Raw genomic sequence first — 26876 nt, 5'->3', positions numbered from 1 at the left:
CGCCGATGCCCTCCCCGTCGCGCCTCCGGCTGCGCGCCTGCGCCGCCGGGCTGTGCCTCGCGGGCGCGGCGGGCCTGGTGATGGCCAGCGAGACGACGGTGTGGGCCGAGGACACGCTCCTGTCCACCTCGGGTTTCGTGGCGGCCATGGAGCCGCTGCCCGCCGATCCGGCGGTCGAGAAGCAGATCGGGGAGCAGGTGGAGCGCCGCCTGTCCGACGCGGTCGGCCGGGTACCCGGGATCGGGCCCCGTCTCGTCGACGACGCACAGGTCCGGCGAATGGTGGCCGAAGCCGTCCCGGCCCTCGTGGACAGTGCCGCCTTCGAACGGGCTTGGAAGGCGGCACTGCGGACAAGCCACACCGAACTGGTCAACACCCTGCGGGACGACGGCTCGCTCATGACCCTGACGCCCGGCGGGCTGGACGTCACCGTCCATGTCGCCGTCGAGCAGCTGGGCGGGAAGGCGGGGCTGCCCGACCCGCTGGTATCGGTCCTGGCCTCCGAACTGGACCTGTCCTTCACGCTGGTCCAGAACCACACGATGCACCGTGCCGCACAGGCCGTGCGGTTGACCGATGTACTGTCCGGTGTGCTGGTCCCCGCCACGGTCGGTCTCGGGCTCGCGGGCCTGCTCCTCGCCCGCCGCCGCTTCCGTGCCCTGACTGCCGCACTCGCGGCGGTCGCCGCCGCAACCGGCACGGCCCGGCTGATCATCGCCTGGGCCCAGACGTCCGCGGCGTCGCGCCCGGTCGTCGCGGATGTCGCCGTACGCAGGCTCACGGAACCGCTGGCGGACGGTCTCGTCACGGTCATGGGTGTCAGCGCGGTCGCGGTCGCCGGTCTCGTCGCGGTCGGCGTCATCGTGTCCCGAAGCGGTGGGGGGTCTATCGGGCGGCTTGCCTTTCGGTGAGTGCGTCGACGTGGCTCGTGGTGTGCGCTGCCGTACGGAACTCGGGGGAGTCGATCAAGTCGTCGAGAAAGCCGGCCGTTGTGTGCATGCCGTCGCCGCGTACCGACGTCTCGCTCAGCGCCCGTCGCATCCGGGCGATCGCGGTGTCCCGGTCGGGGGCCCAGGAGATGATCTTCGCGATCATCGAGTCGTACTCCGGCGCGATGAGGCAGCCGGGGCAGGCGTGTGTGTCGACCCTGACGAAGGGGCCCGCGGGAAGGCTCAGGCCGGTGATGGTGCCGGGTGCCGGGGCGAAGCCGTGGTGCGGGTCCTCCGCGTTGATCCGGCACTCGATCGCCGCACCGTTCAGCACGACGTCCCGCTGGCGCAGGCGCAGTGGTTCGCCCGCCGCGATACGGATCTGCTCGGTGAGGAGGTCGATGCCGGTGACCATCTCCGTCACCGGGTGCTCCACCTGGATACGGCAGTTGACCTCCATGAAGTAGAACTCGTCGGTGTCGTCGGCGCACTCGACGAGGAACTCGAAGGTCCCTGCCCCCTGGTAGCCCGCGGCCCGCGCGCCCGTGACCGCCGCCGTGTGTATCCGGGCGACGAGGTCTTCCGGCAGCGCCGGGGCCGGCGACTCCTCGATGAGCTTCTGGTGGCGGCGCTGCATGGTGCAGTCCCGTTCCCCGAGGTGAACGACGTTCCCGTGCTGGTCGGCGAGGATCTGGACCTCAACGTGGCGGGCGCGGGGCAGGTAGCGCTCCGCATAGACCCGGGCGTCGCCGAACAGGGTGGCGGCGGTGGCCTGAGTGGTGCGGAAGACCTCCGCCAGCATGTCGGCGTCCCACGCCACCCCCATGCCCCGTCCGCCTCCCCCGGCCGCCGCCTTGATCAGCAGCGGATAGCCGATGCGCTCTCCCAGTTCGACGGCGGCGGCCAGGCCGAGCGGTTCGGTGGCGCCCGGCAGAAGCGGAAGCCCGTTGTGAGACATGAGTGTCCGGGCGCTCACCTTGCTGCCCAGCTCGGCCATCACTTCCGGCTGGGGGCCGATGAGGGTGATCCCGGCCGACCGGCAGGCGTCGGCGAAGTCGGCGTCCTCGGAGAGGAAGCCGTAGCCGGGGTGGACGGCCTGTGCACCGGCGTTCAGGGCGGCTTGCAGGATCACCGCGGCGTTCAGGTAGCTGCGCTTGGCCGGTGGCGGCCCGATACAGACCGTCTCGTCGGCCAGCCGCGCCGGGAGGCTGTCCGCGTCGCGGGAGGAGTGCGCCAGCACACTGCGGATGCCCAGGTCCTTGCAGGCCCGGATGGACCGCAGCGCGATCTCGCCCCGGTTGGCGATGAGGATCTTGTCGAACATGCTCATGCCACCGGACCGAGCGTGAACAAGGGCTGGCCGTACTCGACGGACTGTCCGTCGTCGGCCAGCGCTTCGGTGACTACCGCGTCGCGGTCGGCCTCGACCGGGATCATGAGCTTCATCACCTCGATGATCGCCAACTGCTGGCTGGCCTTCACCTGGTCCCCCACCTGCACGAACGGCTCGGCCCCCGGCTCAGGGCAGCGGTAGAAGGTTCCGACGCTGGGCGAGGTGACGCCGGTACCGGCGGACGGCCGAGCGCCGTTCCCGGCAGCCGAGCCGTCCGGACCCAGCACGCGTACGGGAGCCGACGCCGATTCCGCTCCGGTGCCGGACGAGCCGCCCGGCACCGGTGTGGACGGTGCGGGCGTGGCCCAGTCCAGCTCCATCTCGACGCCCCGAACCCGCACCCGTAGCCGTGCCGGTGCCCCGGGCAGCTCGGCGAGCAGCACGACGACGGTGTCCCGCACCCGCTCCAGCAGGACGGCGTCCTCGCCTCCGACGACGGCTTCGTCTTCGGCGGCGGGCCGGAGGGAGGTCACGACGCCTTCCGTTCCGGTACGAGGTCCGCGGCTACGAGGTCCGCGGCCGAAGCCGACGCCGACGCCGCCGACGCCACGTACTCGGCGCCGTAACGGGCGAACCGGGCGTGGCGGTCGGTGCGCAGCTTGTCGCCGTGCAGCCCTTCGAGGTCGTCCAGGCTTGACCTGATCGCGAGCCCGAGCGTGCGCGCGGCCGCCGCGGGATCGGCGTCCACACCGTCGGCCGGTTCCAGCAGCACGCCGTCCACCACGCCGAGTTCCAGCAGATCCCGTGAACGCAGCTTGAGCGCGGCGGCCGCGCGGCCCGTCTCGGCCGGGTCCTGCCACAGGATCGCGGAGCACCCTTCGGGGCTGATCACCGAGTAGACCGCGTCCTGCCACATCAGGACGCGGTTGGCCACGGCCAGGGCGAGCGCGCCACCGCTGCCGCCCTCCCCGGTGACCACGGCGACCACCGGTACCGGCAGCTCCGCCATGAGCTTGAGATTCTCCGCGATCGCGATGGCCTGTCCCTGCTCCTCGGCCTGTCTGCCGGGGAACGCGCCGGGTGTGTCGATGAGCGTGATCACCGGGATGCCCAGCTTGGCGGCCAGCCTCATCAGGCGGGCCGACTTGCGGTAACCCGCCGGACTCGGCATGCCGAAGTTCCGGCGGGCCAGCTCGGCCGGATCGTGCCCCTTCTGGTGGCCGATCAGCATGACCGAGCGGCCGTGGAGACGTCCCAGGCCGCCGACGACGGCAGGACATTCCCCGGACACCCGGTCGCCCGCCAGCTCACGGAACTCCTCCAGCAGCAGGGCGGCGTAGTCCAGCGTGGTGGGCCTGCTGATCCGCCGCGCCCGCCGGACCACGCCGTGTGGGTCGTCGTCGCGCAGCCGCGCCGGATCGCGCATGACGACCTCGTCGGCCTTGTCGGGGTCACCCGCGGGGGTACGCGGCCGCAACGGCTCCGGGTGCCGTGGCAGCGCGGCGCGCAACAGCTTCCCCAGCTCGGCGCGGTGCCGGTCGCGCGGGGCGATGAAGTCGATGAACCCGCGTTCGAGCAGGAACTCCGCCGTCTGGAAGTCGGGCGGCAGGATCTCCTTGATGGTCTGCTCGATGACCCTCCGTCCGGCGAACCCCAAGCGGGCCTGCGGCTCGGCGATCGTGACGTCGCACAGGGTGGCGAACGAGGCGGCCACCCCACCGAACGTCGGATCGGTGATCAGCGAGATCGTCAACAGCCCGGCCTCGTCCAGCCGGGCGAGCATCGCGCTCGTCTTGGCCATCTGCATCAACGACAGCGCGCCCTCCTGCATACGAGCACCCCCCGAGGCGGTGACCAGCAGCAACGGTGCACGACGGGCAAGTGCGATGTCCCCGGTCCTGGCGATGACCTCACCGACGACCGAGCCGAGGCTGCCGCCGAGGAACCGGAAGTCCATGCAGGCGACCACCACCGGACTGCCGTCGATCTCGCCGACGGCGCCCAGCACCGCCTCGGGCAGCCCTGTCCTCGCTCTGGCTTCGGACAGGCGGCGGGGGTACGGCTTGCTGTCGGAGAAGCCCAGCGGATCAGCCTGTGTCACCGAAAAGGTCAGGGGTTCGAGCGAACCCGGGTCCAGCAGCAGGCGTAGGCGTTCCCACGCCGTGAGCGCGCCGTGGTGGCCGCACTCCGGGCAGCATCGGAGGTTTCGCAGCCAGCGCTTCCCGTAGACCGTCGTCCCGCAGCCGTCGCACATCACCCAGTCGGGGGCCGTTTCCGTCGGCCTGGTGGTGGAGTACGCGACAGTGCCGAATGACGTGGCCGGCATCTCGTCGACGCCCCCTGTCGCGGGCCGGGCGGGGTTACCGGCCGGACTCGTTTCGAAGAGGGCGCTCATTTCGAGGGCGCCGCTTCCAGCAGATGCAGGTACGAGTTCACGGGGTGCATGTCCACCACGCGCATGTCCGCCTTCCGGACCACCGCCGTGATGGTCTCGGTCGTGTGCTTCCTGCCGTTGGAGTTCAGCAGGAAGAGGAGATCCGTCCCAGTGGTGAACTTGATCTCAGGACTGCCGTCGATCATGTTGGTGATGATGAAGAACCTGCTGTCCTGCCGACCCGCCTCAGCGGCGTTTCGCAGGGCGGCTACCGACTTCTCGTCAGCCCATTCGAGAATGTTCTTGAACAAGTAGACATCGGCTTCGACGGGTATCTCGTCCAGGCAGTTCCCGCCGACGATACGGGCCCGGGAAGCCAGCTCTCCTCCGGCACGCAGCCGGCTGTCGGCCTCGGCGACGACGGGCGGCAGGTCGAACAGCACTCCGTTCAGGTCCGGGTTCTTCTCCAACAGAGTGGCCAGGGTGTACCCGTGACCACCGGCGATGTCGACCAGCGTGCCGACTCCGCGCAGATCGAGCGCGGCGGCCACCGCGTTGGTGGCCAGTCTGCTCAACTCGGTCTGCGCCTTGTTGAAAACATCCGCGGATTCCGGCCACATGCTGTGCAGGTACGAGAAGAAGTCTGTGCCGTACTTTTCCTCGAACCCGCCGCGTCCGTTGCGCACGGCCTCTTCGAGATGCGGCCACAGTTCCCAGGTCCATGGCTCGGTGACCCACAGGACGTAGAACTTGAGGCTGTTGGGATCGTTCTCCTTGAGCAACCGGGACGTCGCGGTGTGCGCGTATCCCCCCGCGGTCTCGGCGAAGACGCCGTGCTGAGCCAGCGCACGCAGCAGTCTGCCCAGCATCTCGGTGTCGACGCCGATTGCCGCGGCCAGTTCCCCGGGCGTCCTCGGCTGGTCGCCGAGTTCTTCGGCGACTCCGATGCGTACGGCGGCTCGAAGTGCCGCTGCCCCCGCTGCGCTGAGTGCGAGTTCCCGCACACCGATGATCGCGCCGTGATCGGTGATGTCCTTTTCCTGGATCGTCATCCCCTGCTCCGTTCGCAAACTTCGATTTCTGGCCTGCGCAAGGTCCAAGGTAGAGGAACACCTCTCAAGAATCGGTTGAGAAATCTTTGAACGAGTGGCCGGCCCGCGAGCACCTCGATGGCTCAAGGCAGCCTCGACACCGATTCAAGGGAGATGGCGGACGATGGTCCCCACGACCTCAGCACGACCTCCCACGATCGCCTTGGAGAACGGATGGCAAAGGAACTCACCCGGGCGGCTCTTGTCACGGGTGCTACGAGCGGAATCGGACTGGCCACGGCGAACCGCCTGGCCCGCACAGGACACAGGGTGTTCATCTGCAGCCGTGACAGCGCCGCGGTCAAGGACACGGTGGAAGGGATGCGACACAATGGCTATGAGGCCGATGGCGCAGCGTGTGACGTAGGCGATGTCGCGCAGATCGAGCGGCTGGTTGAGGCCGCGACAGATTGCTTCGGCCCGATCTCGGTCCTGGTCAACAATGCCGGAAGAAGCGGTGGAGGCGAGACGGCCCAAATACCGGACGAACTCTGGCTCGATGTGGTCAACGTCAACCTGAACAGTGTCTTCCTGATGACAAAGCGCGTCTTGACGGACGGCGGCATGCTCGGCCTAGAGCGCGGACGCATCGTCAACATCGCCTCGACCGGCGGCAAACAGGGGGTCGTCCTGGGTGCCCCCTATTCCGCGTCGAAGCACGGTGTCGTCGGCTTCACCAAAGCCCTCGGCCTTGAGCTTGCAAAGACAGGGATCACCGTCAACGCCGTCTGTCCTGGCTATGTGGAGACCGCTATGGCGCAACGGGTGCGTGAGATCTACGCGGGCATCTGGGACACGTCGGAGGACGAGGTGCTCGCCAAGTTCAATACGAAGATTCCCATGGGCCGTTACGTCGACCCGGAAGAAGTCGCCGCGATGGTCGGTTACCTGGTAAGCGATGAAGCATCCGTGGTGACGGCCCAAGCGATGAACGTGTGCGGAGGGCTTGGCAATTACTAGGCGCCGTCCGCCCTGGTCCGGGGGGTGACCAGGGCGGCGCGGAGTTGCGGCCGGTGGTAACGAAGCGTTTCATCTGCCGCGGCCGGATAACCCGGCGATCAGGTCGTCCTGGGCGAGGGCTTCGTCGAGGGCGGGATCTCCATCCAGCACGGCGTGATGGAGCCGTTGCAGTCGGGGTGACGGTTCGAGGCCCAGTTCGTCCCTCATCCACTTATGAAAGCTCCGGTATCTCTCCAGCGCCTTGCCCCGGTGTCCGGCTCGGTACAGCGCCAGCATGTACAGGGCGTGCAGATTCTCATTGTCGTCATATCGAGCGGTGAGGGAGGCTAGTTCGCTGAGTGACTGGCGATGGCGCCCGCGCCGCAGCTCGGTCTCCAGGCGGCATTCCACGACCGTCAGGCGGGACTGTTCAAGCCTGGCGACCTCGGGCTCCAGCAGCCGCCCGACCTCGACGTCGGCGAGTGCGTTGCCCCGCCACAGGGCCAGAGCCTGGTCGAAGATCCGGACCGCGCTCTCTTCATCCCCCTCCTCGAAGGCGCCCATCCCGGCCTGCTCAAGCGATCTGAATCTGTACAGGTCGAAGTTCGCGTCGCGCAATATGAGCGTGTATCCACCGTTGCGCGTGAGAAGCACATCCCTGGCGACCTTGCCGACGGGAATCTGGAGAGCCTCTGACAGAAGCCTGCGCACCTGCACCACGTAGGTCTGTAATGTGGTCTGTACGCTCCTGGGCGGCCGCGTGTCCCAGATCTCGGTAATGAGCGAGTCCGTCGACACGACCCGGCCCTCGTTCAACAACAGGAGTGAGAGGAGTTGCTTTGGTTTGCGCGCCGAAGGCGTGGCATCGCGGTTGTGCTCCGATATCGATAACGGCCCCAGTATTTGAACGTCCATCCGTGGCTCCTGATCTCGCGCGGGATTCGAACCCTTCTGGCAGGAGGAGGCATGCGGGCACGGTGCCGTCAATCCAGGACCGGTGGCCCGGGTTCCGTCGTAGCCGCCGGTGTGGCTACGATGACCACTAATACCGGACTTCTCGCGATGCAGGTCTTGGTGAACCGCTGTCCTCAATTAAATTTGCATGAAGACCGTATTGCTCCTGGTGCTACTCGTATACATTCACCGACAAGATCAGCGAGACAGCGCCGGGACGTGGTCGCCTTTGCCCCCGCCCCCGCGCTCAGCGCAGGTCAACCTTCCCTGGCCGGCGCGTGTCCGGCCAGTCCAGCGACATCGCGTAGTTCGACAATGAACAATTTTCCCCCATCCTGGGCATCACCCGCACCCCGTACCCCTGCGTAACTTGTGCTCGCTGTCGCCGACGGGAGGGATATTGACGTTGCAGCGGAACATGTTCCCCGGGTCGTGAACGGCTTTGAGCGCCGCCAGCCTGTCGAAGGCGGCCGGTTCGTAGCATTCCCGAGTCTGCTCGTAGGCTTTCTGGTCGCCTTGCACGAAGTTGGGCGAGCGGCCGAGTGTCCAGGCCGCCGCGGCTCGCGTTACGCCATGGGCCACTTCATGAGCCGTATCGCGGTCAGGCCCCTGAGGAAGGGTCACCACGCGCAGCACATGTGAGGCGCCCCGATGGCCCACCGCGTTCTCCACCTCGGGCTGCCCGGCCAACGCCGCACCCAAATGGTTGAACTGCACCACGGCGAAGACACCGGAACCGGGTCCGACCAGGTCGAGAACGGCGTCCGGAATCGACGCGTCGAACTCGCTCAGCATCGCGTTGGCGCAGTAGAAATTTCGTGGCTGCTTCGGTTCGTTATGGATCGTCCCGGTGGCGGTGAAGGGCATCTCGCCCAGGGTGTCCACCAGGCGCGGCCCCAGCGCCCGCAGCGGCGCGACCAGCCGCTCGCCGTCCTGGAGCGTACCGAGATAGGCGATGCGGACGTGGGCGAGGTGCCTGCCGCGCAGCGGCGCGGGCACACCGGGCGCATCCGGCATGGGGATCAGCCCGATACTGGAGGACATCGCGTCCGGCACTGTCGCGGTCCACTCCCGGTAGGCCCTGAGCACCGCCGGTACGTGGCGGGTGTCGAAGTACAGACCGCCGCCGTACAACCGGTCGACCGGGAACAGGCCGAACTCCAGCCCGGTCACCACGCCGAAGTTCCCGCCACCGCCCCGCAACGCCCAGAACAGGTCCTCGCCGGGGGTTACGGACCGGATCTCGCCATCGGCGGTGACCAGGTCCACCCGGCGCACATGGTCGGCCGCGTAGCCGAACCCGCGGCTCAGCAGCCCGAGCCCGCCGCTGAGCGTGTAGCCGACGACGCCGACATCGGGCGAGGAGCCGCTCAGTGGCGCCAGCCCGTGCTCGCCCGCGGCATCGATCACCTGCTCCCAACGAGTCCCCGCCGCCGCCCAGGCGGTACGCGACGCAGGGTCGACCCGGACCTCGGCCATCCGCGAAGTGTCGATCAGCACTCCGCCTTCGGTGGGGACGTTCAGACCGTGTCCTGTGGCCTGAACCGCGACCGCGAGCCCATGCTGAGCGGCGCGCCGGACCGTGAGCTGCACATCAGCCACCCCGCCGACCCGTGCGACCACCGACGGCCGGTGCAGATAGGCGCGCTGGACGCCGCTCCGGGCCGCGTCGTAGCCGGTGTCCTCGGGCCCCAGCGCAACCCCGCCCAGACTGCCCACCAGCGTCTGCGACGACATCATGCGGCGCTCCCCGGTCCCGGCTTCGCCAGGAGGTCGTCGCGGGTGACGGTGCGGTGCCGGACGAACAGGCCGTCCTCTGAACTGACCAGTTCGTCCCGCATGACGGTGCTCGTGGTCAAGCTTGTGACGCCGTCGACGGTGTCGAAGACCGGTACGTAACAGGTCGTGCGCAGAGTGCCCTCGGCGAGCGGTTCGACGATGACGTTGAACACGAAATGCCTTCGGATGGCGCCCTTCTCATTGAGCCGGGCCACGGCCTCGCTGCCCAGCGCCGTCAGCCCGCTTCTGCCCTCGACCGGGTCCGGCAGGCCATTGGAAGCGAAGACACCGTCCTCGGTGAAGGTCTCCACCCACGCGGCGATATCGCCGTCGTCCAGCGCCTGCATCTGAATCGCGTAGAACTGATCGATTCGGGAACATACCTCGGCCGGCGCATTCCCGTTTCCGAAGGTGACTGTCTGATCCATGGCTCCTTCTCTCACCCTAGTGGCACGCTTCGCGTAGCAGTGTTCAGGCGGCCGAGGTCGTCACGTTCTATCTCACGGGAGATCACCCGCCAGGTGGAACCGTGCCTGCGCAGGGCATCGGAGATCATGGCGGCCGACTGCAAGCAGGCGCCCCGCTCGGCATCGATGACCAGGAACAGGCCGTAGAATCTCGAAATGATCAGGCCGTCGCGGGAGGTGAAGGTGAAGCCCTGCACGCAGTGGCGGCGCTGGATTCCCTTCTCGTGAAAGAAGGCGTCCAGCTTCCAGACCGCGGGCGCGAAGTCGGACTTCGCCACCGGTGAGCCGTCACCGAGCACCTTGGTCGTTATGGTCGCGTTGTCGTCGAAGACCGCCAGCCATTCCTCGGTCAGGCCCCGGTCGCGGGCGTCCAGCTGGTCCAGATAGAACCTTCTCAGCTCGTAGTAGGTTTCCGGGGATACCGTGTCTCCCTGGTGGGAGTCGATCGGCATCGTCATCCGCCCTCCTCGGATCTCGCATTCCATCCGCCGTGTCCTGGCTAGGCCAGGCACGTCGGCAAGCGCCCGTCGTTGAACTGGACCATCTCGTTGAAGACTTCAGGAACGTCGATCTCCGTGCCGAGCGCCAGATCCGGTCGCTGGATCTCCAGAAAGGCCCGGTGCAGATTTCCGACCAGCCTCTCGGGGTCGAGCAGAGCGCCGAAGTCGCCGACGCCATGCTGACGGGAGGTCTCCAGTGGGGTGATTCCGGCGGCGACACCGTCACGGGCCAGGCCGAGTATCCGCCGCAGGTAGCGCTCCGTCTGGTCGAAGACCTCGGGGCCGCTGACCTGGCCGTGCCCGCCGACCACGGTCTCGGCGCCGAAGCCGCGGAGCCGGTCGAGCGCCGCGAGCGAGCCGTGGACAGAGCCCATCAGGCAGAACGGCGTGCAGCCGGGGAGCGCCACATCGCCGGCGAAGAGCACTCGCGCGTCCGGTAGCCAGACCACGATGTCATTGGTGCTGTGCGCGGGGCCGACGTGATGCAGCTCGACCGCCCGGTCTCCGACCAGCAGTGTCAAGCTCCGCGCGAACGTGATGGTGGGCGGCGTGAGGGTCAGCTCGCCCCAGTCGACATCCGGCCACAGACTCCGCAGTCCCATCCCGGCCGCCTCCATCTCCGGTCCGGCCAGCTCGTGGGAGATAACCGCTGCGGGCGGCGCGAAGACGCAGTTCCCGAAGACGTGGTCGCCGTGGCTGTGGGTGTTGACCACGGTTTTCACGGGGCCACGGCCGAGTCCCTCGGCCTCCGTCCGCAGCGCCTCGGCGCGCGACCTGGTCGCGGCCGTATCGACCAGGACCAGCCCGTCGGGTCCGGCGATCACACCGGCGTTGCTGAGGCACCAGCCGCCCGGCGGCTGGAGGAACGCGTGGACGCCGTCCGCCAGTTCGTGGAGTCGGCCGAGCGGCGCGCGGACCGCGGTGCTCACCGGTTCGCACCGGCTGCCGCGGAATAGAGGTCCGCGTGCTCCATCGTGACCCGGCTGTTGGCCGACAACGCGGCGCGTACGCGATGCGACGCCTGTTGTGCCGGCACGTCGGGACCGAATACTTCCGCCACCCCGGCCGGGTCCAGCAGAAAGGTGTGTGTGGAGCTGATCGAGCTGCCCGACCCGTCGGAGCGGAAGTCCCATCGGCCGCTGTGCCCGAGAAGCGCCCGTGGTGGCCGGGTCTGCTTGTAGACGATCGACCCGTCGGACAACAGCACCCGCACCGACCGCGTGGTGTGGACCGTACCGTCCGGTGCGCGGGTCTGCATCGTCATGTCCTGCGCACCTCCCTTCTGCTCCACCAGTTCGAGGCCGGTGACGTGGGGCAGCCGCTCCGGCCACCGGTCCGCGTCCCAGATGAACTCGCGGGCGGCCTCCGCCGAGCCCGTCAGCCCGACCGACTCGGTGAACGTCAGACGCCACATGTCGACCCCGCCGGGCAGGACCGAGACGGTCCGCAGCGCTTCGAGTTCGGCGGCCCCGTTGCTGTCGAGTTCCCGGACGATCCTCTCCCGCGCGTCGGCCTGGTCCGGAGGTGGTGTGAAGCGGTGCTCGAGCACCACCTTCGTCCGGCCGCCGTCCAGCGGGGCGCAGGTCCAGCCGCCCCCCATGAGGCCGAACAACGGGTTGTCATGGTCCTGTCTGAACGTGACGCGCCGGCCGACGGCGTCGAACTCACGGCGGGAACGCCACGTGTTCACCTCGCCGCTGGACACGGTCGCCCAGATCTCGAACCGATCGCCTTCCACCGAACGCTCCAGCACCTGTGTATGAACGGTAGGACGAAAGATCACCGGCCACAGCGAGACGTTCGTGACCAGCTCGTACACGGTCGATGGCAACGCCCCGATCTCGGCCTCATGGCGCGCGTGAATCTCCGGCGTGTTCATACCTGCCTCCAGCCCTCGTGTCGTCCGGTTCGCCTCTTCTCAGGCCGTCGCATCGGCCGAGGAATTCACCCGGTCCAGGATGGTGCGGAATGTACGCAGCTCTGTCACCTCGTCGTCGGATATGGTGACCCCGAACCGCTGCTGTATGCGCGTCGCCAGCTCCATCAGCGCGAGTGAGTCATAGCCGAGCTGATAAAGGTCGGTGTCGATGAATTCCTGGCTCATCAGGTCAACACCCTCCACCGAGCCGGCCGCCTCGACGAGAATCAACCGCAGGTCGTCGTAGTTCATTCGGGCACTCATGATCTCCTCGATTGTTCGTTACTTCGGGCCGCAGCTGATCGGTCAGCTGTCAGGCCGGAACGGCGATGACCACGCTCGACGGAGAAGCCAGGCCGATCGTGTCGACCAGCCTCAAGTCGGCCTTCTCGAAGACCTCGATGAATTCCGCCTCCGTGCGGTCCCGGCCCCTGCTCAGCGCCATCATGGTGATGTCCATAAACTTTCCCTGGTGCGGTGCGTCCCCCTCGGGGATCACTGGATCGATCACCAGCACCCGGCCGGTGGGATTCATGGCGCGGCGGACGTTCGCCAGCACGGTGATCGCCTCGCTGTCGGACAACTGGTGCAGCACGTGGGAGATCATGTAGGCGTCGCCGCCCGACGGCACCGATTCGAGATAACTGCCGCCGACCAGCTCGGCGCGGTCGAGGACTCCGGCTTCGTCCAGCACCCGTTCCGCTCCGGGCACCACATGCGGCTGGTCGAACACCACGCCTTCCATGTCGGGGTACCTGGCCAGGATCGACGCGAGCAGATGGCCATGAGCCCCACCGACGTCGACCAGCTTGCGCACCCCCGTGAGGTCGTACGCCTCGACGGCGGCCTGCTGCGTCTGCCCAGCGGCGTTGCCCATCGCTCCGCTGAACAGTTCGTTCATTTCCGGATGCCGGGCCAGGTACGCGAACAGCTCCTCTCCGTTCACATGGTCGAAAGCGGGTCGTCCTGTCCGTATGGAGTAGCCGATCTCCGCGTAGGCGTTCCGCATGAAATGCTTGCCCTGTAGGCGGAATACGTCGCGGAGGGAATTCGCGGTGTCGGACCGCATGATCTCCGCCAGCGGAGTGAGCCCGAAGACCCGGTGCGAGGTCTCGGTGAAGACCCCCTTGCTCGCCATGGCCCGGAGCACGCGGTACAGGCCGTCCGCGTTGCTCCCTGTGCGTTCCGCCAGTTCGTCCACGGAAAGCGGCCCCTCCACGAGCTGGTCCGCGATGCCGATATCCGCGATCGCAGAGAGCATGAACCCCATGCGCAGACCGCTATGGAAATCCCACATTCTGCTCAACAGGGCTTTCTCACCATCACCGTCGGCCATGGCACCCGCTTCCTGCTCACGCATGATTGATCCCTCCACTCCCGCTGATTTCGTCGATGCTTCTGGATGTGCGTAAGGAGCTGGATCAGAGCGGCGCCGCGACGACCACGCTCGACGGCAGCGCCCGGCCGACCGTGTCGACCAACCGCAGACCCGCCTTCTGCAAAACCTCTTCGAATTCCGCCTCCGTGCGATCCCTGCTCCGGCCCAGCACGAGCATGGTGCTGTCCAGGATCTTCGTCGGATGCGGCACGTCGCCCTCGGGAATCACCGCGTTGACCACCAATACCCGGCTGTTCTCCGCCATCACCTGACGGATATTCCTCAGCACCGTGATCGTGTCGTCGTCGCCCAGCTGATGGAGCACGTGGGAGACCAGGTAGACGTCACCACCCGGGGGCACCGATTCCAGGTAATCTCCGCCGACCAGCTCGGCCGCATCGAGAACTCCGGCCGCGCTCAGCGTGTGCTCCGCGGCCGGCACCATACGGGGCCGGTCGACATACACCCCGCGCATCCCGGGATGCCTGGCGAGTATCTCCGCCAGGACGTGCCCCTGTGCCCCGCCCACGGCCACCAGCGTCTGCACTCCGGTCAGGTCGTACGTCTCCACGGCCGCCAGCTGGATCTGCCGGTTCGCTTTCCCCATGGACTTGCCGAACAGCTCTTGCAGCTCCGGTCGCTGCGCCACGTACTCGAACAGCTGCGTACCATTCACGTACTCGAAGGCGGGCTGCCCGGTACGTATCGTGTGCCCGACCTCGGCGTAAGCGTCGTGCATGAATTTCTGACCATGCATCTGGAAGGCATCCCGCAAGGAGTTCGGGTGGTCGGACCGCAGCACCTCCGCCAGCGAGGTGAGAGCGAAGACGCGACGGGACACCTCGGTGAAGATACCTTTCCCTGCCAACGCCCTGAGTACCCGGTACAAGGCATCCGCATTGCTTTCTGTCCTTTTGGCGAGTTCGTCCACCGGCAGTGGACCTCCGGCGAGTTGGTCGGCAATTCCGAGTTCGGCTACCGCCTGTAGCATATAAGTTATACGCACACCACTGTGCAACTCGATCATGGCGCTCAGCGGTGATTCGCTGTGCAGCTCCTTCATGTAGCTGACGTCTGTTCCCTGGCTCATGTCGGCCCCTTTCCCGGCAGCCATGTGAATCTCTCCTTATGTTCTGAACCGACCAGTTCGGGCCGGTCAGCGCCCAATTACCACTGCCGAATTGAAACCGCCCCGCCCGCGCGCTATCACAAGGGCGACCTCGACCTTCGCCTCCCGTGGTTCCACCACCATGTCGATGGCGTACTCGTCGGGAATCGTGCGGGAATGCGGCGTCGGCGGAATCACGCCGTCCCGAACACTCAGCAGCGCGGTGACCACGTCCAGCGGCCCCGCGCCCGCGAGCAGTCGGCCGACTCCGGCCTTGGGCACGGTGACCGGGACCTTCCTCGGCCCGAAGACCTCCGCGATGCTCGCTGCCTCGGTCCTGTCCCGTTCGGGGATGCCGGCGCCGTCGGCGAAGACGACGTCCACCTGGGCGGGCTGGACACCGGCGTCGTCGAGTGCGAGCCGTATGGCACGCGTCAGGTTGGACGGGCGCCCGCTGCCCGGCGGCGGGTCGAACGTCGAGGCGTGTCCGGCGACCACCCCGTGCCGGTTGGCGGGAGGGCGTCCTGAGTCGCCGTGTTCGAGCACCAGCATCGCACCGCCCTCTCCCGGCACGTAGCCGCCGGCGGCTGCGTCGAAGGGAAGATAGGCGCTGGACGGGTCCTCGGCGGTGCTCACCTCGCCGCTGGCGAGGTGCGAAAGCCATCCCCACGGATCGAAGGCGGAGTCGAGGCCGCCGGCCACCATGAGCTTGGCGCCCCGGCGGAGATTGCGCCTGGCCTGTCCGATCGCGTCCAGTCCGCCTGCCTGGTCGGCCACCAGCACCCCGCTGGCGGCGCGCATGCCGTTGCGGATGGAGATCTGCCCTGTGTTGGCCGCGTAGAACCAGGCGAACGACTCGTACACGCTGACCTTCTCAGGTCCCTGTGTCCACAATTTCCGGAACTCATGATGCGTGAACTCCCAGCCCGCAGAGGCATTGGAGGTGACGACGCCCATGTCGAACGAGTCGTAGCCGCGATCGGCGATTCCGGCATCCGCCAGGGCCGCGTCACCGGCGACGAGTGCCAGCTGCGTCACCCGGTCCGTCTGCGGAATCAGCCGACTGGGCAGATGCTTCGAGACATCGAATCCGGAGATCTGCCCGGCCAGCCGGGAGCTGTAGCGCGAAGCGTCGTACCGCTGGATCGGCTGAATCCAGGAACGGCCGTCGAGTACGGCTTTCCAGTGCTCTTCGACACCCGTCCCGTCGCCCACCATGGTCCCGATTCCGGTCACGATAGGGGGCATTCTCATGCTGCCTGCTCCGGGGCTCGCAGCACCACGGCGCTCTGGAAGCCCCCGAAACCGCTGCCCACCGACAGGACGTTGTCCACCTGGAGTTCACGCGCCTCGTTGGGCACATAGTCCAGGTCGCACTCGGGGTCCGCCTCGTGCAGGTTGGCCGTAGGCGGCACCACGTTGTTCTCGATGGCCAGCGCGCACGCGGCCACCTCGATGGAACCGATGGCTCCGAGAGAATGGCCGATCATGGACTTGATCGAGCTGACCGGTACCTCGTAAGCGTGCGACCCGAGCGCGTCCTTGAAGGCGGCGGTCTCGTGGCGGTCGTTCTGTCTGGTCCCCGAACCGTGGGCGTTGACGTAGTCGATGGACTCGGGCGTACACCGGGCGTCCGCCAGAGCGTGCCGGATCGCCTCCGCCATCTCGCGGCCGTCCGGCCGCAGTCCCGTCATGTGGTACGCGTTGCAGCGGGTGGCGTGGCTGGCGACCTCGGCGTAGATGCGCGCGCCACGGGCTCTGGCGTGCTCGCGTTCCTCAAGCACCATCATCGCGGCACCTTCGGCCAGGACGAACCCGTTCCGCGTCGCGTCGAAGGGGCGCGACGCGTGTACCGGGTCGTCATTGCGCGGGGTGGTCGCCTTGATCGCGTCAAAGCACGCGACCACGATCGGTGAGACGGGCGCATCCGTGGCACCGGCGAACATCACGTCGGCGGTGCCGTCCACGATCGCCTCGTGTGCGCGCCCCACCGCGTCCAGACCGGCGGTACAGCCCGTCGCGACCATCGCGACCGGGCCCTCGGCGCCGGTTCGCCATGCCACTTCGGCGGCGGCGGCACTGGGGACCATGTAGTCGTACATGTGAGGCGAGAGGTGCCCCTCGTCCATGAGCCACTCACGGCCGCTGTCCGACAGCACGAGGTACTCGCGCTCGATGCTCGTGGTCGCCCCGACCGCGCTTCCCAGGCTTACCCCGACTCGGGCGGGATCGACGGCGTGGATGTCGAGGCCGCTGTCGGCGAGGGACTCTCTGGCACACGTCACGGCGAATTGCGTCGCGCGGTCCATGCGGCGGATCTCGCGCGGCAGCAAGCCCACTGAAGCGGGATTGAAATCACATTCGCCAGCTATGCGTGAGCGAAAGGGACTGGAATCGAAGAAGGAAATTCCCCTGGTCGCGGTGCGACCCGCGGTGAGAAGATTCCAGAACTCTTTCCTGCCCAGCCCCCCTGGCACAATCACGTCGATACCGGTGATCACTACAGCCCGGTCCACAAGTCCCCCTTTGGAGTCCGCCAGTCACCGCCCTTTTCGACGGCCATACTTCAACGGTGGACTTGAGCGGACCTCGAACGAACCTTGACCGGACTGGTCAGGAGCCGACCTTCGGTAATGTCGGTGCAGGTCACGGGCTCGTGTCTGAGGACGCGGGTGACGCGGGCTCATGCGGCGCGGTGACAGCGGTCAGGGGGCCGGATTCGCCCGTACGCAGCAGGGCCTGGACCCGGAAACCGCTGCCGTGGGGGCCGGCGCGCAGGTAACCGTCGTACAAGGCCGCTCGCTCGCGCATGCCGATCAGCCCGTGACCGGCCGTGGTGGCGGGCTCGGCGCCGGAACGGATCACGGGGTCCTTCCGGCGGTGTGACGCGGAGGGGCCGCTGTCAGTGACTTCGATGACCACGTCCTCGGCGCGGTACTCGATGCGGAGGGTGGCCTGCGTCGGCCCGGCGTGGCGTACGACGTTGGTGAGGGCCTCCTGGGCGATGCGATACGCCGACAGGTCCACCGCGGCGGGGAGCGGGCGGGCCGTACCGCGGATATCGAGGTGCAGGTCGACGTCGGCGCTGCGGATCTGATCGGCCAGCGCGGCGGTGTCGGCCAGCCCGGGGGTGGGAGTGAGCGCGGAGTCGACGGCGTGCTCGTGGCGCAGTACCTCGACGAGCAGCCGCATCTCGTGGAGGGCCTGGCGGGTGGTGGTCTCGACGATGCCGAGGGTCTCCACCACCTGGGCCGGATCGCTGTCCATGACCACGCGCGCGACACCGGCGCGTACCGCGATGAGGCTCATCGAGTGCGCGACGATGTCGTGCAGTTCGCGGGCGATGACGAGGCGTTCGTCGATGGCGGCCTGGCGGATGCGGGCGGCGTGCTGACGTTCGCGTTCGGCCTCTTGCTCGGCAGTGGCGATGATCCTGTTCCGGCGTTCCCGGGCGGCGAGGCCAGCGAACCAGCCGACGCAGACGATCGCGACGTTGGCGATGAGCACGGCGAGCCAGCTTGAGGAGACACGCCCGATGCCGACCCCGGCGGCCATCAGCAGGCTGGCGACACCGGGGCGAACCCACCAGAACGTGTACTCCGCCGTCTCCGCGGTGGTGTACGCGGTGACGGCGACGCAGACCGACACCTGCGGTGCACCGCCGAGCGCGGCGCCCCCGAAGGCGCAGAGCGACGCCACGGCGAACGACGAACGCGGACAGAGCCGCCGGACGGCGACGGCGAAGGCGGCGAAGACGATGCTCGCGGTCCGCAGCGCGGGCTCGCCCGCGGCGGCGTGGTCGGCGCCGCTGCGGGCGTCGGCCACGAGCAGACCGACGCACAGCAGGGCGGCGAACGCGAAGTCGAGGAGGACCAGGGGGCGCGGTCGCCTGGTGAGAAAACGCTGAACTCGCCGTGCTGGAGCGAAACCGATGCCGGACACGCCATCAGGCTAGCCATGAGGAGAGGGACGGTCGTCAGGCCGCAGTCGGGTTCACCGCCTACATCGCCGACTGTACGCAGGCGGGCAGTACATCTCTGGTCGTACCCGATCGTGCCGAGTCCGTGCCGACGTGGACCTGAGCACACCGCCCCCGCCCAGGACCACTCCCCTGCCAAGGAAACGGTCGGCCCGGCGTGGCCGGCGACAGGACGTAGGGTCCCCGCATCTCATCCGTCGCGGCTCGGGCGTCTTCAGGCCGTGCAGCGGGCAGGCCGGTAGGGCGCCAGTTCCTCGGCATCCTCGCCGTTCAGCAGCTCACGGGTTACCAGGTCGGCGACGTGCAGGGCCAGCGTGATGCCGCTGTGCATCACCACCGTGTAAAAACCCTCGATGCCCTCGTGCGCATGCCCGCCGATCAGCGGATAGCCGTCGAGGGGCAACGGCCGGACGCACACGCGCCCCTCCTCCAGCTCCGCCCCCTCGGCGACCCCGGGCAGGGTTCGCCTCGCGCGCTCCAGCAGTTCTTGGGAGTACCGCTCGATCACCTCGGCAGAGGTGTGGGCATCGACCTCCAGATCGAGCCCTTCCAGGTAGACGCGACCTCCTGGCAGCGGGCGGGCATGGAGATCCGGGCCGAGGATCATGCGGTCCATCGGCATAGCACCGGGAGCCGGGACGATGCTCGCCAGCAACGTGGGCGCCTCCGTACCCGGTTCCTCGCCCGGCACCAGTGGCGCGGACGCACCGGCGAGCGCGGCCACTGCCGGCGTACGCCAGCCCGCGCAGCACACCACGACATCCGCCGGCAACCGCCCGCCGCCCGCCAGCCGCACGCCCCGCGCGCGCCCGCCCTCTGTGTCGATCCCGACCGCCTCGTACTCAGGGCCCGTGCGCACTACGGCCCCGCGCTCGCGGGCCCGTTCCACCAGCAGCCGGGCCAGCGGCTCGCCGTCGACCAGTGCCTCGTCCTCGAAGAGCGCCACGCTGCGCACTTCCGTGGGGAGCGCCAGCGCGGGCTCCATTTCCAGTGCCTCCTCGCGGGTCAGCCAGCGCGCTGACTGTCCCCACTCCCGCAGCCGGGTCACCGTCGCTTCCACATGCGCCATACCGGCCGGATCGGAATCCGGAGCCCACTGCATCGTGTCCGCGGGGTGGTACCAGTCGCCGCCCAGTTCCTCGGCCAACCGCGCATGCGCGCGCATCCCCGCCCGGTTCAGCTCGAAATAGTGCCGCGGCTGCTTGTTGTGGGCGTTCACCCAGGCCATGGAGCTACGGCTGGTACCCGCGCCGGGCGGCCCGGAGTCGATCACCGTCACCTCCCCGCCTCCGGCCGCCAGCCGATCCGCCACCGCCGCGCCGACGATCCCGGCACCGATCACCACAAGGCGCATCCCGCGTCCTCCCCACCCATCGGGCTCGCGACGAGCAGTCTGCTCGAAAGCCGACGCGGAGGCCACACATGGGATATACCAACGGTGACCAGGACCACCGCGGTCCGTGCAGGCCGCACACGGTCGACCGCTACGGGCAGCTCACCCAGGGCCCATGTCAGTGCCGATGGTTCAAAGTCCAGGGCATCGCGGTCATCCTGCCAGTGCGCGACAGGACGCTCATCGCTGCGGTCGGGTGCTCTGGGCCGGGGCGTCCTCAAATGCCGTCGGTTGCCTCTCGGATCCCTGCGCCCGGTGCCGGGCGGCGAGGTCGTGCAGGCGCGCGGTTGTGCCATTGCGCTGCGCGCGGCGCAGTCCCTGTTTGGCCAGCAAGCCGTTGGCCACGGTCGTGACCAGCCTGTTCGGCGGCGCTGTCATGCCCGTCGATGTGTGGGGTGCGTAGAGGGCCCGTCCGTCCTCGACGGTCAACCAGCCGGTGACGGTGCGCATGCTCACACCGACGCACTGCGGTTGGAAACCGTGGGCGAGGAATCCCGCTCGGCGTCCGCCCGGTGGCAAGAGTTCGGACGATGCGGCGAGGCGCAGGCCGGTCTCGTCGTGTCCGGTGACCGTCACCGGGAGGATGACGGGGTGGCCGTCAGCACCCTGGTAAGCCAGCAGGCGATGAGGAAGGGCGGCGATCTGCCGGGCGAGCTTGGCGACGGGTACCCGCGGGGTCGTGCCATTCTTCGGCGGTTCCTGTTCGGCGGGATGCCGCGGCCAGGGGGCGCCTGTCACTGTCGCGGGTCCACTCGCCGAGAGATCGGGCCAGACGGCGATGCGATCCGGGTGGACATCGACGAAGACCCGGTTTTGGTGATACTCGCGAAGCAGCCAGTCCCATACGCCTCCGCGCTTGGTCCGCCCGAGGAACAGCTCGGAGGCGTCCATCAGCTCCGCCAGCCGCTGCGCCGAGGGCTGAAGGTCCACCGCAGCTCGGCCCTGGGCGAGCACGTAGTGGCTGTGGGTGGCGAACCCGTGCTCGCGCGTGTGATAGGCGAGGCTGACGCGTGGGTTGTGCAGGATGCGTTCCAGTTTCTTCGGGAAGCCCAGCGAGGTGGTGAAGCTGACCTCGTTGGCCGCCCGGTCCGCGAGCCCTACCGGTGAGACGCTGGTGACCACCGCGCCTCCGGCCGGGGTGAGGTAGGCGGCTGCGACGGTCAGGTCGCCCTTGAACACCTCGTACGCCGTGTCCGGCCACGAGAGCTGAGGGGGTGTCACGAGCCGTCGCCTCGCAGGACTCGCAGGTCGGCGGTGGCTTGGCTGCGCAGGGCGGGCAGCACCGACTTCGCCGGGGGCGGCATGTTCACGAGCATCGACTCCACCTCGGCCGGCGTGCCGGCTTCATCGAGGAATCCGATCATCAGATGCCCGGCCACCGGGGGCGTGCTGGCGATGACTCGCTGGGCGAACTCCTCCCACTGTGCGGGCGTGATGCGTTGCAGCGCGTGGAACAACACCGGTTCCTCGTGGGTCAGGTGGTCACGCACGCTGTCGCGCACCGCGACGGCCGCCTCGCGCAGTGCGTACCGGCTGTCGCTGCTCATGCTCTCGCCGCCAGGGTCTTCCGCGCCGGTCAGGTCGACAGAGGCGAGGCGGTCGAGCGCGCTGTCCAGATGGTCGTGTTCTTCGCTGAGTTCGTCGAGTGCGCCCTTCGTGTCCGGCGCCGCTGCCACGATGAGCGGCCACAGCCACGCGTCTTCGGTCTCGTGGTGGTGACGCAGGTTCGCCACGATGAAGTCCCGTAGCTGCGCGAGTGCTTGGCGCGGCGTGGAGGGCCGGCCGACGGCATCGACGAGCAGTCCGGTAGCCAGTCTGTGTGTCTCATGAGCGAGCCGCGTTTCCACGATGGCTTGCGCGTCAGGCTCAGCTTGCATGGTCATGTGTGCGGAACCTTCACGTAGGAGTGGATGGCCTTCCCGGCAGGCCCCAAGGCCCTGAACCGCTCCGACGGGCAGGGGGGGGCAGAAGCTTCGGTGTGCCCGGCCTCCATTTCAAGTTACATGATCTGCAATGAACTTATCCACTCTGACGTCCGGGTAGGCTGTCGACATGCCCGAACAGACTCGGAGGTACCGGTCAGCACGGCGCGAGCAGAGCGCGGCTCAGACCCGACAGGACATCCTGGAGACCGCGCGCGACCTTTTCATCACGCATGGCTATACGCAGGTGACGATGGGGCACATCGCCCGCTCGGCCGGTGTCGCGACCAAGACGCTCTACGCGAGCGTGGGCACCAAGACTCAACTCCTGCACGCTCTTCTGGCCGTAGACGTGGCGGACTCGAAGACCACCGGGCTCTACGGCGAGGTACTCCGATGCAAGGACCTCGCCTCCGCGGTCACCTGCCTGGCGCATGGGATCCGCGACAACACCGAACGCTTTGCCTCATCCATAGACCTGCTCCACTCCTCCATGACCAGCGACGACAAAGCACGGCAGGTATGGGAGTACGTCGTCACGCAGTACCGCCAAGCGCTGCGTGACATCGCGCAGCACCTGGTCGCCCTCGGTGTGGTGGCTCCCCATCTCGACGTGGACGGTACGGCGGACCGCCTGTGGCTCTGCTTCGGGCTGTCGGCATGGCGATCGCTTGTCGTCGACTGCGGCTGGAGCTATGACGACACGGAGCGCCTGCTCGCCCGCCAAGCCGTGAACATGCTCGAAGACCCCAGCCCTGCATAGGCGGGGCGGGGGTCCCGTCGAGCTGCCGCACAGATGGCCGCCGGCACCTGCTGGAGGTGCACGGAAAACTGGAGCCGCCGGGCGAAGCTGGTCAAGCTCGCGGACCGCGGCTGTCCGGGCGCGTCGGCGTCAGACATTCGTAAGGCCGTGAAACCTGTGATTTCCCCGGCCGGGGGGGCTGGGATGGGACCATGCAATCGCGTATCCGTCCCCCCTCTTTCTCCGGGCGCCTGCACGACGCCCGCACCGCCACCGTCGTCGGGCGGCTGCTCGGAACCGCCGTGGTGATCTGCTTCCTCACCGGGCTCGTGAGCCATCTGCTTCAGGAGCCGCCGGGGTGGCTGATCGGACATCTGCCGACCCGGCCGGTGTCGGGGTACCGCCTCACACAGGGGCTCCACGTGATCAGTGGCATCGCGGCTGTCCCGCTCCTGCTCGTGAAGCTGTGGACGGTGTATCCACGGTTGTTCGAGTGGCCTCCCGTGCGCGGTGTCGGACACGCCCTGGAACGCCTGTCGATCGCGGTACTGGTCGCCGCGACCATCCTGGAACTGTTCATGGGCCTGCTGAACACGGTGCAGTGGTACCCCTGGCCGTTCTCTTTCCGGTCGGTGCACTACGCCCTGGGCTGGGTGATCATTGGGTCGCTCCTGATGCATCTGGCCGTCAAGGCACCCCAGATTGCCGCCCATTGGCGCCGCCCCCGACGGGTTGCCGCACAACAGGGCGCGGCGGCTGGAGCCGACGAGCAGCTCGTCGGGGCAGACCGCCGGTCACTCCTGATCGGCGTCGGCGTGGCGGTGGGCACCGTGACCGTCGTGACGGCGGGCCAGTCGGTGACCCCGCTGGCCCCGCTTAACCTGCTGGCCCCGCGCCACCCCGACGACGGCGAACAGGGGCTGCCCGTCAACCGGACGGCGCGTGCCGCGGGCGTCGGCCGGGAGGCGGTGCGGTCCTGGCGGCTGAGCGTCGGCGGCCCTCGGGGTTACGAGCTGACGCTCGACCAGTTGCGGGCTCTGCCGCAGCACACCGCGACGCTGCCCATCGCCTGCGTGGAGGGATGGTCGAAGTCGGCCCATTGGGAAGGGGTGCGGATCAAGGACCTGCTGGAGCGGGCCGGACTGCCCGACGGAGCGCGACTGCGTGTCGTGTCACTACAGACCCACGGCGGTTACCGCGTCACTGAGATGGACCGCACCTACACCCGCGACGGCCTGACCCTGCTCGCGCTGCGGCTCAACGGCGAAGTCCTCTCGCCGAACCATGGATACCCCGCCCGCATCATCGCCCCCAACCGCCCTGGTGTCTTGCAGACCAAGTGGGTCACCCGCCTGGAAGTGATCCCCGGATGAGGCCGACCTCGATGATTGTGTCCCGTCTGCTGCTGGGGGTCCTGGGCGTCGCCGCGGCGTCGTTCGGCGTCGTCCACCTGCTCACAGAGACCCGTACCGGCACCGTCATCCCGCTCGTGGTGTGGGCCGCCGGCGCGGTGGTGCTGCACGATGCGGTGCTGGTGCCGCTGGTGCTCGCCGCCGGGCTGCTGGTGACCGAGGGACGACTGCGCGGGGTATGGCGGGCAGCCCTGCTGACTCTGGGGACGGTCACGCTGGTGGCGCTGCCGCCCCTCTTGCGTCCTGGCCGACCGGCGAACCCTTCCGTGCTGCCGCTCGCCTATCCGCTGGGGCTGGCCGTGGTGGCGGCGGCCGTCGTGGCGGGCGCGGCCATGGTGGCGGGGCGACGCCTGTGGCTGGCCCGCAGGGAACGGCAGTCGTGAGGGAGTACGACGCCACCAGTCCGGGGCTGACTGGCTCTGACAAAAGCTGCTGATCATGAGGCTGTCGGCCTCTCTGCTCGTATGTCCGGTAGCGGGCCCGGCCCGGTCGTCCGCGCACGCCCGGGCAGCAAGCACCACCTCATCGTCGACGGACAGGGCATCCCGCTCGCGGGATCGCCGACCGGCGGCAACCGCAACGACGTCACCCAGAGCGGAGGCCAGTGGCGGGGCGAAATGGCCGCGGATCGCCGCTCGCGGTCCGCCTCGACGTCGACGTCGGGGTCGTCGTGAGGTTGGGCTCGCCGTCGTTCTGGTGGCGGGCCGGCCCGCATGGAGGACGAGGGTCACGCAGGTGGCTGAGTTCCAGCGGTCGTGGCTGTTGGCGCAGCTCGGGCACACCGATCACGTGGTCGTGTGCGACTCGGGCCTGCCGATCCCGCACGGGTGCGGCGGGCCGAGGGTGGTCGACCTGTCCCTGGTCGCCGGGCAGCCGCCGTTCGCCGCGGTACTCGGGGCCGTGCTCGATGAGCTGACGATCGAAGGCGCGGTGGCCGCGTGCGAAGTACGCGACGAGAACCTGCGCATCGCCGAGTTCCTGAACCGGCGCTTCGACGGCCTGGAGCTGGTGCCCCACGAAGAACTCAAGGAACGCGTCCAGGACGCGCGGCTCGTCGTACGGACCGGGGAAGCCACCCCGTACGCCAACGTCATCCTGCGCTGCGGCGTGCCGTTCTGAGCGGGGCCGTACAGCACAGAGCCCCTGCCTCTCGGGAAAAGAGGCAGGGGCTCGTGTCAGACCTGGGCCTCTACGTCGAACTCGCCTTCACGTGCGCCTCGTTTGAACGCTTCCCACTCAGCGGCTGTGTACCGGAGCGGGGAATCCTCCGGGCAAGCTGAGTTCCGCATCGCGACAGCCCCGCCGGGCAGTCGGGCGATCTCGATGCGATCGTTCGGATCGCTTCCGGGCGCACCCATCCACTCCACGTCGCTCAGGTCGAGCGCGTAGAGCGCGTCCTTTCCTCTGCCCCCGTTGCTCACACCAAGTCGTCGTCTCGTACCGCAGCGACGAACGCCTGCCACTGGGCGGGAGAGAAGGTGTGGGCCCCCAGATCGCGGTGCTTGCTGTCACCGACCGCTACGAGGCCGTCGGCGGTGACCTGCTTCTCGACGCATTGCCCTCCGTTGTCGGGACTGTAGGAAGACTTCTGCCACTTGTCCCTTGGAAGGTCGTGCCGCATCATCTGGTGTACCTGCCTCTAGCTGCTCAGATCTCTGGCCGCTTGCGCGATCAGATCCATGGATTGTCGTGACGGTAGGGCGCTCGCTCGAAGCTGGTCAAAAGCTAGCTGGTACCGCTCGACAGGACCATCTTCCTCCAGATACAGGAGGCCGTCGAGGTAACCCAGGCTGACCACGTCCAGGTCCATCGGGTCGGGGTACGAGAAGATCGTGAACGCGCCGTCCAGCCCAGCGTGCCAGCCCTGGCCAAACGGTACGACCTGGATAGACAGGTGTGGCGGGTTGTTCACTTCAACCAGCTTCCGGAGCTGGGCCGCCATCACCTTCGGGCCGCCGACGGCGCGTCTGAGAGCCGCCTCGTCCAGCAGGCAGACGAACTGCGGCGGGTTCTTCTTGTGCAGGATGTCTTGTCGCGCCATGCGTACGGACACGTACGACTCGACATCTGCTTCTGTGGCGCTCTTCTCCACACCGCGGATCAACTCTTCCGCGTACTCGCGGGTCTGAAGGAGCCCCGGTACGAGTAGCGGCTGGAAGACCAGCATGCGCGCTGCGTCTGACTCGATGCTCAGATGTTCCTGGAATCGTTCCGGGAGTATGTCGCTGAACGGAGCCCACCAGTCCTTTCGTCGCCCACTGCGGGCCAGGGTGGTCAACGCGGTCTGCAACTTGGCGTCGCCAACACCGTAGAGGTCGAGCAGCGCCTCGATCTCTAGCTTGGTGATGCCCTGGCGACCGTTCTCTTGGCGAGAGATCTTCGACTTGTCGCCACCGATGCGCTCAGCAGCCTGCTCGGATGAGACTCCAGCGGCCTCCCGCAGTTTCCTCAGCTCGCTACCGAGACGACGTCGCCGCACTGTGGGCCGTGGATGACTTGGCATAGCTACCTCTCCGGACGTGGGTCGCAACAGTGTCGCGTACGGAGTCACGGGCCCTCCAACTTGTGGCATATGCCAACGGGAATTCCATCTTTTGCAGATCTCCAACTTTGTAGTTCTACCGGGTTGCGATTGCACCATAGGCGGGTTCACTCTGT

28 protein-coding genes and 1 pseudogene are annotated in these 26876 nt (G+C 67.9%); 7 read left to right on the top strand and 22 right to left on the bottom strand.

Features of this window, described 5'->3' with window-relative positions; genetic code table 11:
• Positions 1-5 precede the first annotated feature (5 nt).
• Entirely contained in the window at positions 6-911 is a 906-nt protein-coding gene (locus tag ACYVOO_RS00540) for a hypothetical protein (RefSeq protein WP_461013670.1), read from the top strand.
• On the opposite strand, the gene ACYVOO_RS00535 is transcribed toward ACYVOO_RS00540, so the two are convergent.
• From ACYVOO_RS00535 to ACYVOO_RS00520, 4 genes are all read right to left on the bottom strand, one after another.
• Positions 886-2253 (bottom strand): acetyl-CoA carboxylase biotin carboxylase subunit, encoded by a 1368-nt coding sequence (locus ACYVOO_RS00535; protein ID WP_461013700.1) that lies wholly within the window; start codon positions 2251-2253, stop codon positions 886-888. The genes ACYVOO_RS00540 and ACYVOO_RS00535 overlap by 26 nt on opposite strands.
• Positions 2254-2255: 2 nt before the next feature.
• On the bottom strand, positions 2256-2795 hold the full coding sequence (locus ACYVOO_RS00530; RefSeq protein WP_461013669.1) for an acetyl-CoA carboxylase biotin carboxyl carrier protein: 540 nt from the start codon (positions 2793-2795) through the stop codon (positions 2256-2258).
• Positions 2792-4588 (bottom strand): acetyl-CoA carboxylase, carboxyltransferase subunit beta, encoded by a 1797-nt coding sequence (gene accD, locus ACYVOO_RS00525; RefSeq protein WP_461013668.1) that lies wholly within the window; start codon positions 4586-4588, stop codon positions 2792-2794. The genes ACYVOO_RS00530 and accD overlap by 4 nt, the downstream gene beginning before the upstream one ends.
• 65 nt (positions 4589-4653) lie before the next feature.
• Complete coding sequence (locus ACYVOO_RS00520; RefSeq protein ID WP_461013667.1) at positions 4654-5688, bottom strand: methyltransferase; 1035 nt, start codon at positions 5686-5688, stop codon at positions 4654-4656.
• 213 nt (positions 5689-5901) lie between these two features.
• Between ACYVOO_RS00520 and fabG the strand changes: the two genes are divergently transcribed.
• Positions 5902-6687, top strand: coding sequence for a 3-oxoacyl-ACP reductase FabG (fabG, locus tag ACYVOO_RS00515; RefSeq protein ID WP_461013666.1), 786 nt, complete (start codon positions 5902-5904; stop codon positions 6685-6687).
• Positions 6688-6756: 69 nt separating this feature from the next.
• Here fabG and ACYVOO_RS00510 read toward each other — a convergent pair whose 3' ends face one another.
• From ACYVOO_RS00510 to ACYVOO_RS00440, 15 genes are all read right to left on the bottom strand, one after another.
• Complete coding sequence (locus ACYVOO_RS00510; RefSeq protein ID WP_461013665.1) at positions 6757-7581, bottom strand: AfsR/SARP family transcriptional regulator; 825 nt, start codon at positions 7579-7581, stop codon at positions 6757-6759.
• 381 nt (positions 7582-7962) lie between these two features.
• Positions 7963-9360, bottom strand: coding sequence for an FAD-binding oxidoreductase (locus ACYVOO_RS00505; RefSeq protein WP_461013664.1), 1398 nt, complete (start codon positions 9358-9360; stop codon positions 7963-7965).
• Positions 9357-9827 (bottom strand): nuclear transport factor 2 family protein, encoded by a 471-nt coding sequence (locus ACYVOO_RS00500; RefSeq protein WP_461013663.1) that lies wholly within the window; start codon positions 9825-9827, stop codon positions 9357-9359. The genes ACYVOO_RS00505 and ACYVOO_RS00500 overlap by 4 nt, the downstream gene beginning before the upstream one ends.
• Positions 9828-9838: 11 nt before the next feature.
• Positions 9839-10324, bottom strand: a complete 486-nt coding sequence (locus ACYVOO_RS00495; RefSeq protein WP_461013662.1) for a hypothetical protein — start codon at positions 10322-10324, stop codon at positions 9839-9841.
• A 41-nt stretch (positions 10325-10365) separates the two neighbouring features.
• A complete protein-coding gene (locus tag ACYVOO_RS00490) occupies positions 10366-11295 on the bottom strand; it encodes an MBL fold metallo-hydrolase (RefSeq protein WP_461013661.1) in 930 nt (309 codons plus the stop codon).
• Entirely contained in the window at positions 11292-12245 is a 954-nt protein-coding gene (locus tag ACYVOO_RS00485) for an aromatase/cyclase (protein ID WP_461013660.1), read from the bottom strand. Before ACYVOO_RS00485 ends, ACYVOO_RS00490 begins: the two co-directional genes overlap by 4 nt.
• 39 nt (positions 12246-12284) lie before the next feature.
• Complete coding sequence (locus tag ACYVOO_RS00480) at positions 12285-12536, bottom strand: acyl carrier protein (RefSeq protein ID WP_461013659.1); 252 nt, start codon at positions 12534-12536, stop codon at positions 12285-12287.
• Between the two features lie 61 nt (positions 12537-12597).
• On the bottom strand, positions 12598-13620 hold the full coding sequence (locus ACYVOO_RS00475; protein ID WP_461013658.1) for a methyltransferase: 1023 nt from the start codon (positions 13618-13620) through the stop codon (positions 12598-12600).
• 85 nt (positions 13621-13705) lie between these two features.
• Positions 13706-14776, bottom strand: a complete 1071-nt coding sequence (locus ACYVOO_RS00470; protein ID WP_461013657.1) for a methyltransferase — start codon at positions 14774-14776, stop codon at positions 13706-13708.
• Positions 14777-14818: 42 nt separating this feature from the next.
• On the bottom strand, positions 14819-16018 hold the full coding sequence (locus tag ACYVOO_RS00465; protein WP_461013699.1) for a ketosynthase chain-length factor: 1200 nt from the start codon (positions 16016-16018) through the stop codon (positions 14819-14821).
• Between the two features lie 2 nt (positions 16019-16020).
• Positions 16021-17286, bottom strand: a complete 1266-nt coding sequence (locus ACYVOO_RS00460) for a beta-ketoacyl-[acyl-carrier-protein] synthase family protein (protein WP_461013656.1) — start codon at positions 17284-17286, stop codon at positions 16021-16023.
• 130 nt (positions 17287-17416) lie between these two features.
• Positions 17417-18712, bottom strand: a complete 1296-nt coding sequence (locus ACYVOO_RS00455) for a sensor histidine kinase (RefSeq protein WP_461013655.1) — start codon at positions 18710-18712, stop codon at positions 17417-17419.
• 251 nt (positions 18713-18963) lie between these two features.
• Entirely contained in the window at positions 18964-20103 is a 1140-nt protein-coding gene (locus ACYVOO_RS00450) for an NAD(P)/FAD-dependent oxidoreductase (protein WP_461013654.1), read from the bottom strand.
• Positions 20104-20322: 219 nt separating this feature from the next.
• Entirely contained in the window at positions 20323-21321 is a 999-nt protein-coding gene (locus ACYVOO_RS00445; protein WP_461013653.1) for a pyridoxamine 5'-phosphate oxidase family protein, read from the bottom strand.
• 38 nt (positions 21322-21359) lie between these two features.
• Positions 21360-22025 carry a hemerythrin domain-containing protein gene (locus ACYVOO_RS00440; protein WP_461013652.1) on the bottom strand — a complete coding sequence of 222 codons (666 nt, stop codon included), beginning with the start codon at positions 22023-22025 and terminating at the stop codon, positions 21360-21362.
• Positions 22026-22194: 169 nt separating this feature from the next.
• On the opposite strand from ACYVOO_RS00440, the gene ACYVOO_RS00435 reads away from it, so the two are divergent.
• The 5 genes and pseudogenes from ACYVOO_RS00435 (at position 22195) to rbsD (ending at position 25337) form a co-directional block, all read left to right on the top strand.
• A complete protein-coding gene (locus ACYVOO_RS00435; protein ID WP_461013651.1) occupies positions 22195-22827 on the top strand; it encodes a TetR/AcrR family transcriptional regulator in 633 nt (210 codons plus the stop codon).
• A 191-nt stretch (positions 22828-23018) separates the two neighbouring features.
• Entirely contained in the window at positions 23019-24179 is a 1161-nt protein-coding gene (locus ACYVOO_RS00430) for a molybdopterin-dependent oxidoreductase (protein WP_461013650.1), read from the top strand.
• An 11-nt stretch (positions 24180-24190) separates the two neighbouring features.
• Positions 24191-24601: a hypothetical protein gene (locus ACYVOO_RS00425; protein ID WP_461013649.1), complete on the top strand. Its 411-nt coding sequence runs from the start codon at positions 24191-24193 to the stop codon at positions 24599-24601.
• Positions 24602-24694: 93 nt separating this feature from the next.
• Positions 24695-24811, top strand: a pseudogene (locus tag ACYVOO_RS00420) (IS5/IS1182 family transposase); the annotation flags it as partial.
• A gap of 142 nt (positions 24812-24953) precedes the next feature.
• On the top strand, positions 24954-25337 hold the full coding sequence (gene rbsD / locus ACYVOO_RS00415) for a D-ribose pyranase (protein WP_461013648.1): 384 nt from the start codon (positions 24954-24956) through the stop codon (positions 25335-25337).
• 56 nt (positions 25338-25393) lie between these two features.
• Here the strand turns inward: rbsD and ACYVOO_RS00410 are convergent, their stop codons facing one another.
• The 3 genes from ACYVOO_RS00410 to ACYVOO_RS00400 are packed head-to-tail and all read right to left on the bottom strand — an operon-like array spanning position 25394 to position 26697.
• Positions 25394-25576: a DUF397 domain-containing protein gene (locus ACYVOO_RS00410; RefSeq protein WP_461013698.1), complete on the bottom strand. Its 183-nt coding sequence runs from the start codon at positions 25574-25576 to the stop codon at positions 25394-25396.
• 59 nt (positions 25577-25635) lie between these two features.
• On the bottom strand, positions 25636-25839 hold the full coding sequence (locus ACYVOO_RS00405; protein ID WP_461013697.1) for a DUF397 domain-containing protein: 204 nt from the start codon (positions 25837-25839) through the stop codon (positions 25636-25638).
• A gap of 18 nt (positions 25840-25857) precedes the next feature.
• Complete coding sequence (locus ACYVOO_RS00400; RefSeq protein ID WP_461013647.1) at positions 25858-26697, bottom strand: helix-turn-helix domain-containing protein; 840 nt, start codon at positions 26695-26697, stop codon at positions 25858-25860.
• Between the last annotated feature and the right edge of the window lie 179 nt (positions 26698-26876).

The sequence above is a fragment of the Streptomyces daliensis genome, assembly GCF_054782395.1.
The sequence above is the reverse complement of the archived record's forward strand: the minus strand, read 5'-3'. Positions and strand labels throughout refer to the sequence as shown.